The organism is Candidatus Nitrosocosmicus sp. R, assembly GCF_054408505.1.
The window spans coordinates 519,102-535,044 of the sequence record NZ_CP167090.1; the positions used below are offsets into that span (position 1 = coordinate 519,102).

13 protein-coding genes are annotated in these 15,943 nt (G+C 33.8%); 9 read left to right on the top strand and 4 right to left on the bottom strand.

Annotated elements, in window-relative coordinates; translation table 11 throughout:
- Positions 1 to 54: 54 nt before the first annotated feature.
- Positions 55 to 1,971 (top strand): sensor histidine kinase, encoded by a 1,917-nt coding sequence (locus AAGU22_RS02730; RefSeq protein WP_458720706.1) that lies wholly within the window; start codon positions 55 to 57, stop codon positions 1,969 to 1,971.
- Positions 1,972 to 2,259: 288 nt separating this feature from the next.
- On the opposite strand, the gene AAGU22_RS02735 is transcribed toward AAGU22_RS02730, so the two are convergent.
- Positions 2,260 to 2,427: a hypothetical protein gene (locus AAGU22_RS02735; RefSeq protein ID WP_458720707.1), complete on the bottom strand. Its 168-nt coding sequence runs from the start codon at positions 2,425 to 2,427 to the stop codon at positions 2,260 to 2,262.
- Positions 2,428 to 3,269: 842 nt separating this feature from the next.
- On the opposite strand from AAGU22_RS02735, the gene AAGU22_RS02740 reads away from it, so the two are divergent.
- Positions 3,270 to 3,923: a DsbA family protein gene (locus AAGU22_RS02740; RefSeq protein WP_458720708.1), complete on the top strand. Its 654-nt coding sequence runs from the start codon at positions 3,270 to 3,272 to the stop codon at positions 3,921 to 3,923.
- A complete protein-coding gene (locus AAGU22_RS02745; RefSeq protein ID WP_458720709.1) occupies positions 3,924 to 4,412 on the top strand; it encodes a hypothetical protein in 489 nt (162 codons plus the stop codon). It abuts the gene before it with no gap.
- Between the two features lie 417 nt (positions 4,413 to 4,829).
- On the opposite strand, the gene AAGU22_RS02750 is transcribed toward AAGU22_RS02745, so the two are convergent.
- The gene (locus AAGU22_RS02750; protein ID WP_458720710.1) at positions 4,830 to 5,000 is read right to left on the bottom strand and encodes a cupredoxin domain-containing protein; all 171 of its coding nucleotides are present in this window, start codon (positions 4,998 to 5,000) and stop codon (positions 4,830 to 4,832) included.
- Between the two features lie 1,183 nt (positions 5,001 to 6,183).
- Between AAGU22_RS02750 and AAGU22_RS02755 the strand changes: the two genes are divergently transcribed.
- The 5 genes from AAGU22_RS02755 to AAGU22_RS02775 all read left to right on the top strand — a co-directional run bounded on the left by AAGU22_RS02755 (position 6,184) and on the right by AAGU22_RS02775 (position 11,440).
- Positions 6,184 to 6,771 (top strand): hypothetical protein, encoded by a 588-nt coding sequence (locus AAGU22_RS02755; protein WP_458720711.1) that lies wholly within the window; start codon positions 6,184 to 6,186, stop codon positions 6,769 to 6,771.
- A gap of 746 nt (positions 6,772 to 7,517) precedes the next feature.
- A complete protein-coding gene (locus tag AAGU22_RS02760; RefSeq protein WP_458720712.1) occupies positions 7,518 to 9,035 on the top strand; it encodes a multicopper oxidase family protein in 1,518 nt (505 codons plus the stop codon).
- A gap of 28 nt (positions 9,036 to 9,063) precedes the next feature.
- Entirely contained in the window at positions 9,064 to 9,732 is a 669-nt protein-coding gene (locus tag AAGU22_RS02765; protein ID WP_458720713.1) for a hypothetical protein, read from the top strand.
- Between the two features lie 761 nt (positions 9,733 to 10,493).
- Entirely contained in the window at positions 10,494 to 10,718 is a 225-nt protein-coding gene (locus AAGU22_RS02770) for a hypothetical protein (protein ID WP_458720714.1), read from the top strand.
- Between the two features lie 377 nt (positions 10,719 to 11,095).
- Entirely contained in the window at positions 11,096 to 11,440 is a 345-nt protein-coding gene (locus AAGU22_RS02775; RefSeq protein WP_458720715.1) for a hypothetical protein, read from the top strand.
- Positions 11,441 to 12,650: 1,210 nt separating this feature from the next.
- On the opposite strand, the gene AAGU22_RS02780 is transcribed toward AAGU22_RS02775, so the two are convergent.
- Both AAGU22_RS02780 and AAGU22_RS02785 read right to left on the bottom strand, forming a co-directional pair.
- The gene (locus tag AAGU22_RS02780) at positions 12,651 to 13,421 is read right to left on the bottom strand and encodes an SIMPL domain-containing protein (protein WP_458720716.1); all 771 of its coding nucleotides are present in this window, start codon (positions 13,419 to 13,421) and stop codon (positions 12,651 to 12,653) included.
- A gap of 464 nt (positions 13,422 to 13,885) precedes the next feature.
- Complete coding sequence (locus AAGU22_RS02785) at positions 13,886 to 14,110, bottom strand: hypothetical protein (RefSeq protein WP_458720717.1); 225 nt, start codon at positions 14,108 to 14,110, stop codon at positions 13,886 to 13,888.
- Positions 14,111 to 14,472: 362 nt separating this feature from the next.
- On the opposite strand from AAGU22_RS02785, the gene AAGU22_RS02790 reads away from it, so the two are divergent.
- On the top strand, positions 14,473 to 15,930 hold the full coding sequence (locus AAGU22_RS02790; protein WP_458720718.1) for a patatin-like phospholipase family protein: 1,458 nt from the start codon (positions 14,473 to 14,475) through the stop codon (positions 15,928 to 15,930).
- The last annotated feature ends 13 nt before the right edge of the window (positions 15,931 to 15,943 follow it).

The following is a 15,943-nucleotide window of genomic DNA, read 5'->3' on the forward strand; positions in this document are numbered from 1 at the left end:
TTGAAATAGTGAAGCAAATTGGGAAAGCGTTTTCTATTTCTCAGAAGAAAAGAAATGACCATTGTTTCAATAATACTATTAATTGCTGGATCTTATTCTTTATTATTCTTCCAACAAAATATTGCAGAACAGAATATTAGAGACAGTCTTTTCCAAGCTCATAGGAATAATCAGATAGAGGTTACAAAGGGTCTTTCAGAGCATGTTAGTGCCGATCTTCGATTGGTAGCATCGATTCTCCAAGGATTATCCGATTCTATTTATTTGCAACAAGGAGAATTGTATGGCGATAGGGTTGGAAACCTAATAGAAGAACGATTTAATGAAATAAACAACATTAGTAAAATCGATGGGCTTTTTATCGCAGACAAAAATAATATAATAACGCATAATAAGGTATCAGAAGGACAAAGGAGTTTTGTCAATATAGATATTTCACTTAGAGATTACGTAAATGAAACAAAGAGGACTTTAAATCCCGTATATTCAAATGGCTTCAAAGGAATTGATGGCACTCATAAAATAGCATTAACTTCTCCTATAATAAATAGAGATACCGAAGAATACCTCGGAATGGTAGGAGTGGAAATACCATCTGTTGATTTCTTTGCACGATACGGAAATGTATATAACATTAGCTCACAATTTTTGGTAGCGTATGATCGAAATTCAAATTATATATCCACTCCTAGAACCAACTTTTTAGGGACAAGCTTATTTAGTGATGAAGTTCAGCGTTTTTTCAATTTTAACTCTATCCAAAACAAATATTATCATGGTGTTTTTGATGGTCGACTATTTGGAGGATATGCCATATATGATTTTGGAACTGGAGAAAGACTTAATACTGGATATCCTGTTTCTATTGATGGAAACTCCAAATATTTCGTTTTCCTAATTACGCCTACAGCATCGGTTTACTCTGATATTGATGAGACTTTATCTGCAGAAAGATCAAAGTTTTATTTGTTGATTGCGGGGATTACTACTACAATTGTAATTTTGGTTTTATTTTTAGTAAAACTGAATAGTATATTGAATGGACAAGTTAAGAGAAGAACAAAAGATTTAGAGGAATCAAACAAACGCCTTAAAATTGCTAATGAAAAACTTAATATCCATGACAAAATGCAAAAGGACTTTATCAATATAGCAGCCCATGAACTAAGAACCCCAACTCAGGCGATATCAGGAAATTTGGAATTGATCAAAATGACTTATGTTCCTTCTATTTTCCAAACGTCCCCGCCAGATAAAATAGGCATTAAAGGTGAATTAGAGAGACTGGTCAAAGATGAAGATAGGCTACATGATTTTACATATACACTTGTATCAACACATAGAAATGCACAAAGACTAGAGAAACTGGTGAATGATATTTTAGATACTGCACGAATTGAGGGTAATCGTCTTGAGTTGCATAAAGAATCCTTCAATTTAAACGAAAAAATACAGAATGTAATTAAAGATATTCACAATAAGACTAATCTTAGTTCACATTATGGTAATTCCTATACTTCTTTTAACATAGTTTTTGAACCGCATGAAGATCCCATCATGGTATCTGCAGATAAAATAAGGATTTTCGAAGTTCTTTCAAACGTGATAAATAATGCGATAAAATTTTCAAATGGTGAACCCATCACTATTTCAGCGAAAAATTTTCAAAAAAATGAAATTGTAGAGAAGATAAGTAATCATAATAATGAAGTAGTCGACACCGAAAATACAAGGGAAAATGAAGATGAAAAGGTGGTGGTGGTATCAGTTAGGGATAGAGGAACAGGTATAGACTCTGATATTCTACCAAGGTTATTTACAAAGTTTGCTACAAAATCAGATCAAGGTACAGGACTAGGACTGTATATAGCAAAAAGTATTATTGACGCTCATGGTGGGATTATATGGGCTGAAAATAACAAAGATGGAAAAGGGGCTACGTTTTATTTCACATTGCCATTAACTAAATAATCATAGGATACATTATAGCCAATTTTCTATGCCTATCGTTTTCTCTTTATTCATTAAATGCATTATGGAAACTAAATAAACAAACCCATTTGAATATCCTCATGATTTCCACCGAACACGCTACTAATATTAGTAACGACAAAGGTAGGTATAAGATATAGGGCAATACTTAATTTTCACCTTTTTAAAACAAATCTTTTTGTGTTTTCATCTTCACAATTGAGATGGGAAAAACGACCATTGACTATTCTGAGAGTAAAGGTCAGATAAACGATCTTTTGGATCCTGTTATTTTATATTCTTTTTTGCGCAGGAATCACAGTATTTTTCTATCATGGTAGCTCCCTCTACAGTGAATATTGCTTCCTGAGTAGCTGTATTACCGCAACTTACACAGTATTTTGTCTTTCCGCTAACATCAACGTATGCCCTTATCGACGAAAAATTCTTTTCCATTCTATGTCTCTATTTTATTATTATGCAATTGCACTTATAGTATCTGTTTGCTAGATGTGAGCCAAATTTATATAAAAAACTATTAGCAGATGAATGTTTTATGCTCATTGGTGAATTTAATTTATTTTTTCTGCAGTAGTTTTTTGTATAAAAACAGAGGACAAGTTAATTAGAGCATCCAAAGAATTTAGAAAATCCATTCCTAGACTTAAAGGATCTTTACAGGTTACTAGATCATCATTTGATCTATTTCCTTCACTTTTGAATTAAATCACTAATTGCCCGCATTAAAATAGAGAACGCATATATTTATGGTAGTTAATCATAGTCGAAACGTCAGAATCCTTATACCATACGTAACTTAATCCCCATAGAAGCCTATGAATTTTTCTTTATATATTAGAAAGAAAATTGGGTTAATCGTTTGACTAATCACTGGATATCAATTAAAGGATAAATAGAAGATGGTAATTGTTTTAATAATTTGTTATACATATTGTTAAGTTATGTATGAAAAACATACGATAAAATGTTCGTCGTGTGGTAAATTATTTACATCAAAAGAAGATGAGACTGTCTGTGATAAGTGTTCCAAAGAGCTTGAGAATATAAAATAATTTCTACTTTAATCTAGCTTTGTAAAATGATAGTTAATGAAACTCTATAGCCACGTTTACTACCATGTAACTGTTTTAATTAGGTTAAAGTCAATCACAATCGGATCGAGATATTGGAGGAGAGTATATACAGGAAATGATGACAATAACTTTTAGAGCATGATATTTACTCAAAGTAGCGTCAAAATTTATTCATCTTTTGTCTTCGTATTTTTTTTCCTATTCTTGGCACTAAATTTCATTTATACAGAATCAAATCAATATATAGTAAAGAATATTGTTTTTGCCCAAACTCTTGATAACCTAACACTATCTACTATGATTAATCAAGGCTCTCCTTATTATGGAAATCTTAGCTCTCCATTAGTGGTCATAGATTTTAGCGATTTTCAATGTCATCTATGTAAAAGATATGTAGATAATACAGAACAACAAATCAATTCTTCCTATGTCCAACCAGACAAAGCAATCTATGTATTTAAACATCTTCCAAATAGAGGATTTGATTCGAAAAACGCTTCATTAGCAGCACAATGTACAAATGACCAAGGACAATTCTGGGAGTTTCATAAGATTTTGTATGCAAATCAAGGTCCAATAGATTCCGGTTGGATCAATACTGAAAACTTGAAGAAATTTGCTTCACAGTTATCTGATATCAATATTACTGAGTTTAACTCATGTTTTGATACTAAAAAATATGAATCATTCATAGACAAAGATATTGCCTTGGCAAATTCGTTAGGATTTACAGAAACTCCATCTTTCATAATAATGAACAGCGAAGGTTCCATTATCGAAAAAATTCAGGGTCCAAAGCCATTTCCAATATTTAAGACAGTTATTGATAACCTGGAAAACAAGATAACTAAGAATTAGATGTCCGGATTTTTTGCATTCAAAGTAGTATACGGTTCAAATCCAATTTTGTATATAGGATTAACCATTCTGGTATTTACTGTCTTTTGGATTTTTTTTAATGCATTTGATGAGCTGCTATATTTTTCACCAATCCTTTATTTTTATCTACCAAAAGACGCTATAGTCGGATTTCTTTTATCTACTATTAGTGCACTGCTTCTGGGAGTTCTTGTTTCAATGAATATTTACCTATTGAGAAATTCGAGTATTAGATTTAATAAATCGTTAATTTCGAGTTCATTTTTTACAATATTATCTAGTGCTTGCGTCAGCTGTTCTTCAATTGGATTTGTAATCATCTCTACATTTGGGAGCGCAGGGATAATTGCTACTACCTTTCTTACAAATTATCAGATTCCACTAAGATTGCTTGCAATTGGTGTTTTGATTTTAGCTCTATATACTGTTTATCGCAAAATTACAAACAGTTGTTCATTAAATAATTAATAATATGAAAATTCATGATGAAAGTAATCGTTTAGTTTAGGTGTATCCCAAATAGGAAATATGTAGTAAGTCTATAAACTAAAATAATAAATATCGCTCAACGAGAAGATGCTGATAAAATGTAGATGGATCCCTTATTCTGTTTAAAATTACCGTAGATCCTGAAAGTATTGACTATCACTTTGGTAAATCTCCTTTAATATTTGTTGTTAGTGGCAACCCAGAATTCACAAGAGATCCACATATTATACAGTTATTATTTTGATTTGACATACCATTTTTATTAATTATCTTTGATTAAGAAATTTTTTCACGTATAATGACATAATAATTATCAACCAGATTTACGGAAGGGTTTACGAATGAAATTTGTAATTATATGAAATAATAAAGTTGTGGTAGTGGCGGTGGCGGTGGCTAGTTTACAATTACTTTTCCTGTCATAGTGGGATGTAATTTGCAATGATAATCAAAAGTACCCGATTGATCGAACATGTATTCAAAAGTTTCATCTGGTCTGAGATCGTCGGAACTAAAAATATCGTTATTTTCTGTTACTGTATGAACACCAAAGTCGGTATTATCCATGTGACTGTATCACCTTGGCTTATAGTTATAGGATTTTGATTTTATGCTTTATCTCCTAGTGTAGAAGCATTCGAAACTATTGATACTTCCCTATTTGATTGTGCGTAGGCACCTGGAATTATAGAAGATGACTAATGCCAACGCAGTCAATATTAATACGAAACATTTCCGTTACAGTTAAAATTCAATCTGTTATATTTCCTTTAGTTATTTTCTGTTTTGAGAATGATGTATTCTTAATCCTTGAAATAGTATGAATATAATATCAATATGTCACACTGGTTCTGCATGAATTATTACTCGAGATGCTCCAGTGTTTTTTGCTTAATGGATATATAATGACCTCATCTTTGATTGAACCAGGGGCATTTTCCTCTAAAACTTTATCTACATTATCGTTTAGTCCCCTTTATGTGATTCTATTCTTGTTATCAATGATCCAATTAATTGAGTCATGCAGCTTTAATAGCTTCATTTGAGACTTCTCTGAATCACAATAATACCTTCGGATGAACTAATCCGATCCATATCTGCCTCGGGATCATAATCTATCGCGCCAGTATCATATTCAGTATAGTTAAACTTTGATATTACGTTGGACTATCTAGGCCTTTGTTTGGTCGACATACGATATCCTACAAATTTACAGGAAATCCACAATCTGTTTTATCCATTAAATTACGAAAAGTTGGTACACGCCTCATCTTACAATCTTTCATATCCTTTAATTCAGGTTATTGTCAAACGTTTAGTACCCTTCTTGTTCTAATAGTATTTGGAATCCAATTATTCAACTGGGATCGATATTGATGTCACTCTGTTTTAGTCATTACCTGAATTTATCTCAATTGACAAAGTGTTATCATATATATCAAATTCCATACACACAAGTGGCTCTCACTTCACAGTGAAATATTTCTTGTTTTAATGTGAGGGTACTAACTCTTGTTCTCTTCCTGGTATTTCCCAATACTCCGTTCATAATTCGACTGTACTTGAGTATTTTGTATTCATGGTCAAAATATGACAAAATAACACAACCATTAAATACCAATTACTATAAATAAGTATTAGTAATATGAGACAGATTAAAAAAGCCTACTTTATTCATAAACAGAACAATGTAGGATTTGAACTCAAAAGGAATTATCTGGAAAGATCAAAACAAGGTGGATTTAATTAAATGATTCAAAAAATAAGATCCTCCATTAATACCTATGGATTATTATCCGCTTTTTCCATCTCGATGTTTGTACTGGTAATGTTTGCATTTGATCATTCAAATTATACTACAGTATTTTTTATTCCGAACGCATATGCTATCAATAATACTGAGGCAATAGGTGGTCTGGCCACAACTGTTGATTTAGGTAGTCCATTTTTTGTTCAGATCTATTCGCATGATCCTGCGCCGCCAAAATCGGAATCTGAACCAAATCTTTACGTAAACCATACAAATGATGGAATTATCAATGGAAACTTGAGCGTCGTTCATGTGGGAAACGACACTGAGACTCTCAGAAATAATAACACGGTCCATCTCCAAGGTAACTATAGTCTAACGTCTCATAATGGTATGGATACGGCAAGTTATAATTTCCAAGGAATAGGTACCTATGGTCCAAACGACACGTACGAAAGTAAGGGCGTGGCAATTTTTGATGAAGTCGCTACTGGAGAACTATCATCCCTAGCGAATTCAATTGCCGTCTATAAGGTCAAGGTTGATGCAAACGATAACGGGGCATTTCTTATGTGGCACTGGAAGTAAATATATGGCACTGAAAAACTATATAATTAGAATTACAAGTCTTTGCGTAAATGGCACATAAGAGCAGCAAAATTTTTCGATTTAGTTTAACCAATTGGAGTACTGAACCTGGAAACCTCAACTATTATAGGAGTAAATAATACGGATAGTAGCTGCCTTTCCTCATAGAATTGTAAAAGCCAGCACACTTGTGACTGACACTTCACAGTGAAATATTTCTTGTTTTAATGTCCAGATCCTAATACTTGTAATAATTCTGGGATTTGCAGAAATTCTGTTCATAATTCCCAAGTTATACTATCTTTATATTAAATAACGATAGAAGATTAAAATTAAAAAACTGAAGGCTTTCTTGATAACTTTGATGATTGCATCTATCGAAACGAAGTCGCAGTGTAAATTTCATTAATCTGCAATATGGTATTAGTTTATTCTATTCCGATGATTTTATAAATCATATAATTACATTTTCTAATGGTTAGTATCTACATAGATAGTTAAATGCATCAATACATGAATGTATTATTCATTTTTTAATATTTTTTGGTTAGGTCGTACATATTATGGCAAATATATGAGGTCAAAACCAAAAAGTATAGCAAGCAATAAATAGCAATCGAAAGAAACGAGCATCACTGATGATACAGAATAATAACTATTACTTTTTTAATAAACAGTACAGTTTAAGAATTGAACATAAAAGAAATCATTTAGAAAGATCAAAATACTTGGTGGGATTTAATTAAATGGTAAGCAAAATAAGGTCCTCTATTAATAACCGTGGCTTTGCATACACTTTTTCCATCTCAATTATTGCTTTAATGCTGATTTCTATGTTTGCGTTTGATCATTCAAACTATAATGCTTTAGCCCAAAATCAATCCTTGCCTTTTTCTGATATTTATACCAAACAAGATTTAGCAAAAATAAATGATAAGGATCATTTGGCTGGGATGAACTTTTCAAAGCCCGTAGACGTATACAGCAAAGACGGTGTTTTGAAAACTACACTCGTTGCAGATTACAAGATAGGTAAAGTGGACAACAAGACAACCACTGGAATGGTATACAATGGTTCTCTCGTGGGGCCTGCTTTCCATGTCTATCCTGGAGACAGAGTGGAGATTAACTTGGTAAACAATCTCAATGAGTCTACCAACCTCCATTTCCATGGACTTCATGTGTCTCCTGGAAATACTTCTGATAATATATTTCTGAATGTTGAGCCAGGTAAGACACTGCATTATGTTCTAGATATTCCAAAAGATCACGACCCAGGCACGAATTGGTATCATTCACATTTGCATATGCTTTCTTATGGACAAGTTTCGGCAGGTCTGTCTGGCTTGTTTATTATTGAAGGTTTAGAAAAGTTATTGCCAGAGCCATTACAAAATATCACTACACAGGCCATTGCCATGAAGGATTTTCCATTTGACAATCTATTCGTTACTACACATAATTTGAGTAACACCATGACAGGCCATGAAAGCCTAACCGTTAACGGAGAAGTCAACCCGACTATCAACATTACATCTGGAGAGACTCAGTTATGGCGACTTGCCAACATCGGATCTGAGAATGAATATACACTTACACTCCCTGGCAATACATTCAATGTAATAACAGAAGATGGAAGCCCGGTTTGGGAGGTATGGAATAATGAATCTCTTTTCTTTCCTTCTGGAAAACGGTTTGATGTATTGGTGACTGCCAACGGGAGTGGGTCTATTCCACTAGGAGTTCCTGCTAACCCCTTTACTGCACCATACGATTGGAATGTTGCGACTGTAAATATACAAGGCAACCAAACCAATGAAAAACCTGCAGATATCCTTCCAACAAGCTTAATTCCAAACAGAGACCTGAGTAATGCGAACATAACTAATCACCGAGTCCTTAATTTCTCATCAAATGATAGAGATTGGATCTACGAGATAAATAATACGACCTTTGATCCTAACAGAGTAGATATAACAGCGAAGCTTGGAACTGTAGAGGAGTGGAAGTTAGTAAACCTTGATAAAATCTCATCTGGCAATATTCATCCATTTCATATCCATGTAAATGACTTTCAGGTAATGTCAGTTAACGGAATACCATATGACGCTCACGGATACCAAGATACAGTTATTATTCCGACTGAAGGTGAAGTGGTCATTAGGATACCGTTTGATGATTTTGTAGGAAAAGCCGTTTATCACTGCCACTTGATGTTCCATGGGGACTTTGGCATGATGGGTATCTTTGAGGTCGTTAAATAGGTGTTGATATGATTTGGAGATTAGTGAAATGTTTAATACAAATATATCCCTAAAAGGAAAAGCAGTGGCTTTGTTCGTTGTGCTAGCCTTTACCGTAGCCGGACTCACAGCAGTAACATATCTTTCAAATTCGTCTGTGGTAGCACAAAGCTCCGGAAATCTTTCAAATTCGTCTGTGGTAGCGGAATTATCTGGCTTGAGTAAACATCCGCATTTAACTCCAGGGAATGTTTCAGATCTGTCTGTGGTAACACAAAGCACCGGAAACGACCCGAATGATTGTTTCAGGACAAATGATAACATAGATACTTGTCCTATGCACTCACATTTCAAAGGCCTTAGTAGCACCACATCGGATTGTTTCAAGATAGTTGGAGAAGCAAAGGTAAGCACCGGCGATACCCAAAACTACACAAAAAGTGTACAGAGCTTTTTCTCCTTACTATCTGAGAACAACAAACTAACATCAATAAATGAGAATATAGCGGGAGGCAGCGGTCCAATAACTAATATGAAGGGCATATGGGATTTAATGGAAAATGAGGTCATGACTCGAAACGACAGACAATTGGTATTGGACGAAATTAATATCGTCTTGGCAGCCGCCCAACCCGGGTTTACCCAAGCACAACAGGATGCACTAAGTTTCTGTTTCGCAGATGAAACCACTGCTTTGGGCCCTGGACTTAACTATTAGATCCATATTTTTTTTCTTTGGATAAGACAATAGTCTGCAATTTTCCCCTATTCATCTATTTATTTTTATTGAAGCACTTGACACTCAAAGAGAATGACCACTGAACCTGAATCCCAACCATCAGGATCTTATAGTTCCATGTCATTTTTGCCGCGTAGCCACTCGATTCGCAATTGAATACTGCAGTCAATATCTTGCCCAATAAAAATCTGAAGAGATATATTTAATACAAAAACTCTTAAAACTTTTCAAAAATTTATTATAGACTCAAGTGAAATTTCCTACTCGTCACACCAAACGCTTATACCATACGGAACTTGATCCCTATAAATCAACTCTTCATTTTGGTAACGATATCGAGTAGAAGTCAAGCCAAAAACCCTATCCTAAATTCTTCATTTTCACATCCAAGAAACAACGTATACAGTATCACAAATAGTAATCAAGTTAAAGACATCTAATACTCTGATTCCGTAATATATGTCCTATTAAGTCATATAATCAAATTTTAGACTCTAACACGGACCTTATAATATTTGAATAAAACATAAGCAAAACTATGTCTCAGGCTACCAAGTATCAAAAATTCATGGGCTTTTCATACAATAAAATGATAAATAAAGTCCATAGTAATTTTTGTTTTGGGCTTATTATTTGCTAGATAATACACCTATCATATTACTTTGTCTTGGCTATTCACAGAAGATGATCATTAAACATGACAAAGAGTTTATCAATAATATCGATGTAGAATTGGAGAAATGAAAACATGTGAAATTTGTGGCGGTACAGTATCATCTGGAACTACCACCACTATATGTTCATCTTGTACCAGTATTAAAGAATCTACAACGGCTTCAAGAGGTTCTCTTGAAGATCATATATGTGGTTGTATCAATACAGACAGAAGAAATTGTCCATGGTGCAAGAAACCGTGCCATCATGATACATCCTTAAACCCTAAGATATTAATTTCACCAATGTGATATCTACCCCACAACTACTTCAGTCATATTAAGAAATGGTGTTAAACTAGAAAATACCTGCATAATTCTTAAGGATTGGATTTGAGATGTATTAGGTATGGTCATCGTTCAAAAACATTTACCTTTACCTTCATTCTAATACGACATCAACTAATCCTCCGTATGTACTTTACCCATTTTTTCTTAATAGTTGAAATGCAAGCAATTTTGGGGTTGTTCCCACCGAAACAGCTTACTAACATGGTCTCATGGTAAGAATGGTTTTATGAATTATTCAACCAATAATATAATGAAATGATACCCAGAAAAACGCAATTGATTGCAATTGATTACAACACAAACGTGGACATTATTAGCCCAGATTTTCAATCATTATTATGAATTTTCAAAACATCAATTCACAACAATATACTGATCATATGCCGAAACTAACATCGATATTTTCAATTCTTTTTGTTTCCATGTTTATTATGACAATCATTTTGACAGGTGATAAAGGGGGCGTAAATGAGAAATCAATACCAAGACCGCAATTACCAACTTCTGAATCATCTTCGACAATCGGAGATGATTTCGAATCAAAAGATCTTACGATCCCGTCACATAAATATTTGGATGAATCTAAAATCACAAAGCAGTCAGGAACGAGTTATTTCATATCAAACTATATTAATGCGTGGAAATTAGGTAAAGCAAATTCGGCAATCCAAATGATTGTATAAAATGAATAATACGTCTCTTTCAATAGTAGTTATACACATCATGGCGGTACAAACTAGGTAACCATTGTCATCAAACCGATGTTATATCCTGATGATTTTAACCGAACCCGACGACTATACGGGTTATTCTTTAATATATTCGTCATAAAAATATGGATCTTTATGATTTTCAGCTCTATTCAATTCAGCATTTCTAACTCCTTGCTATGATGGTGGATAAATAGTTTCAGCAAATTCTTTGAATGATTAAGTTTGCAGTTTTTCAACCCATAAGGATAGTAGGCATCAAAACTCTCGGTTTTGTCCTTGATATACCACATCGTCCTTTCGAGATGCTTTTCTGGTAACAGGCATGATTGTGATTGGATATTTGATATTTGTTTTAGTTGTCATCATTACCACGATAATGAAAACAAATGACATAGTGCTATGAAAATGAATGCATCTATAACTAGCAGGGAAGAATAGTAATAGTATAATATACCTAACTACAATTTTCAATGGATATATGATTTGATAATCCATACATTATAAGTTTACTTAGTTCATAGTCTCTAGTCTCAAAAGTATGGTTACCATGAAGCATATCATCGATTAGGATTATTATATAATTCCTAATTTGACAAAGAAATAATCAGAACAAGAACATATCAAAATTATCAAGATTTGATGATACAATATCTATTTTTTTCTAATCAAGTCGTTCACTTCCTTTAAATCCGTACATAGAGGTTATTTAACCTTAAATATTCTGATAGACTCTAAAGTTCAAAGGATCTAGTAATTAAACTAAATAGAGCGGATTTTGAACCTGAATTATCCAATGTGTCATCTAAAGCATTTACCCGTAAAATAAAATTAACCACTTTATCATATTTCGTCAACTGTATTTGCTTTTTGTGTTAACGCTGATGGTTTTAACAATAGACCTCACAGATCTTGTCTTAAACCTTAAAGAACCTAGCTAACTGAAAAGTTATATGAATTGATTCTCCAATGAGAAAGTTACATTCTTAGTTTCTTTATGCTCCCTCTTGTATGGGTGTCTTATCACAAGGGATTCAATTATAAAAAATCGACATTATCACAAGAAATTAATTCATACAAGAAAGATGAATCGGTTTGCACTTACAATATTGTTTGTTTATCCACAAAAGTTTGCTAGACCCTTTATCTTTATGGACAAAGAAAAATAAAGTATTTTTAACATCTAATTGAGCAGATAGGTTATCTGCACACTGACAGAAACCTCTTGTTGTCCTGGAATTATAGGAGTTGAGGAAGCTCCAGAAGCAAATGATCTTTGCATAAATTGATCGCTAAAAGGCATGGGGTTGAATCCATCTGTATTAACTGATATTGATTTGATACCTACGATTGTAGACCCTATTGCCGATGAGGCTATATCTGCATTTTGTTTGGCGTTGCTAATAGCTTGTTGTATTAGTGTATTTTTGACCTTGTCTAACGATTTGTCAGAAACTTTAAAATCCACCCCATTGATGGTATTGGCTCCTGCAGTTACAGCAGAATCAATCCATGATGAAATATTATCAAAGTTCGGACTTTGAACTGTCACGATGTTAGACACTGTGAACCCAGTTTTTACCATATTTCCTGTTTCAGTAAAATTGAAATTAGGTTGAATACTATATTGAGAAGTACTGATCTCATTTTCTTTGACGCCATTATCTCTTAAACTAGCGATTATTTCGTTTGCTATTTTCGAGTTTGATGTTACTGCATCAGTGACAGATTCATTTGTAGATTGTACTCCAATCGAGATAGTTACCAAATCGGTATTTACTTTTTCCGTTGCAGAACCTGACACAAATAAAGTATTATTGAGAGATGCTGTTTGAGTTTTATTGACTTGGTTAGAATCCGTGACTTGGGCAAATGCCTCAATAGGCTCCATGTACATAACAATAAGAGATACGAATCCCAATCCCAAAAATAATAAGATTGTAAGATTACTCATATTTTGTTTAAAATTTTTTTCATAATAATTTGACATCGATTTATTAGAACCTACTCCAATATATAAGAAGACCCTATTTTTTAAGGCTAGACGAGTCTATAATGAATTCTGAAATCTTCTTTTTATTGATAAATTTTCTTGTGGGTTGTGCTTTTGAATCCACTTTCAACTCGCGCCGTGGCGCTTCTTTTGACTTTGTTTAAGAATGACATTGTTTTGACAACGTTTCTAGTCGACAAACCAGGATAGAAGAAATAAAGACTAAATTCCAAATCTAATAGAAATGTCTTGCTTCTTTTAAAAATCATATTAGAGATTGAGCCCTTTCAAGGTATAGTTTTGTCGTTAAATTATTAGAGCCACTAAACACATCATATTAAATTATTTGTTTTCAAAAAACTGGACTTGGCTTAGGCTTTGTCTAAAATTTACTTTTAGATCCAATACTTTCTACATTCATGTTATCAGTAAAGAAGATCTGAAGAATTACTAGGATCCTTAAGTAAATCATCTTTGTCGTTATTAGTAAAGTCACCAGATCCTAAATTATCAGGAGTAAGGTTCTTAAACAAGTTGTATATCTCCTTAGGAGTAATCATGTAATATACTTTTGAGTCGTTTATATTCACATCAACAGCAGCTCCCAGATGCATTATAAACATAGAATAAATGGTGAGAGATTTTATCAAATTTGACTTAATCAACTGGAGTATAACTTATGTATGTCAAAGGATAAAAGGTTATCTTGAGTTTTTGCATTAACATCAATACTTTTGTCTCTAGAAGCCATTATTCCTGCAATAACATTCTAGACAAAAGCCGGAAATGCGACGAACTGATTATCCACGAATGCGAGGATCAAATTAGGAGCCCCAAGAAAAGTATACCAATACTGTTTCAAACTCAAAGTATCAATATCAATCCTCTACAAGTTCATCCTACGATGACGTCGGATCCCCATCAGGAAATATTTTAAGATACAACCTTCAAGTAGCTAGAAATAAGATGAAAGTTATAAAAGTAGCCATTTCCTTATTGCAATGTTGAAAGATTGAATACAACAAGTCACTTTCAAAGGGCTTTGATATTTCAGGGAGGCGGATCTTTAGGAGCTTATGAGGCTGGCGTTTACAAGGCTACTTATGAATTGCTTTCTGAGAGGGATGTAAAACTGGGTAGGAAAGGAAAACCGATATTTCATATTGTAGCTGGTACCTCTATAGGCGCAATGAATGCAGCCGTACTAGTCAGTTATATAAAAGAGAACAAGAGCTGGCAAGGATCTGCGGATCGGCTGATTGAATTCTGGGAATATATGGCTACGGAATCCTTTATGGATGCAATTCCAAGTTTTAATGAATGGTGGAATTATTGGCAATATTTTAATAAAGATTTGGCGTCAAGCGAATCGGCGAGAAGATATTATGACACTAAACAATTCATGCTTAGAGGAGTACCAAATGTATTTACCCTGTCCAACATGTTGGAAGATAGGAGGTTTTTGGATCCTGTCAATACTCAGTATCTTTATAGTAACGAACCGCTCAGAAAGAGTCTTGAGAAATTTGCAAAGTTTCCGATAGCGACCAGTTACCAAAATAACGAACCTCGGCTCCTTCTGGTGAGCGTCGACGTACAGGAAGGAAGCACTGTAGTATTTGATAGTTACGAAAAGGAGGATGGCACTCGGAAAACTGAATATGGTCGTTACGGTCCTGAATATGTAAGGGGACCCAATGACCATGGAGGATATGAGTTTGTAATAAGTCATAATGAAGGGATAGAAGTTGACTTTGTTCTTGCAAGTGGTTCAGTACCAGTTAACTACGAATATACCAAATTACAGGTCGAAGATACCAATGGTAGTAATCGAATTAAAAGCGGAATCGAACAGCAGAAAGAAGAGGTAAATAGTCCTACTACTAAGAAAGTTCGGTATTTTTGGGATGGTGGCATTATAGCAAATACTCCACTTAGAGAGGCCGTTATTGAACACCGCAGGTATTGGGCTTCCATTAGAAAATCTGAAGTACCTCCTCTACGCGTTTTCATAGTCAATGTACATCCAATTAAACAAGACTCCTTACCTACTGATCATGACTCTCTCGTGGACAGAAAAAATGACTTGACGTATCATGATAGGACCTTATTTGATGAAAGGATGGCGTTACTGATGACCGACTATGTTAACATCACTAATAGCCTCATTAAGCTAGCCGAAGAAAACAATGTTAAAAGGTCCTTAATAGATGACATTCTAAAGCGGCAGGCCGATACTAGAAATTTTAGCACTGGGAAGCACTTAAAATACGCGGATCTGGTTGAACATATGGTTTCTGTAGAACAGGTAATTAGAATAGAACGCAAGAACGACACACATACTATATCGAATAAGACTTTTGATTTCTCAAGCAACACAGTTAGAAATCTAATAAGAGATGGTTATAAAGAAACATTAGAGCAAGAAACTAAAATACTACAAGTGTGGGATTCGGAGCACCCAAAATAATATAATATTAACA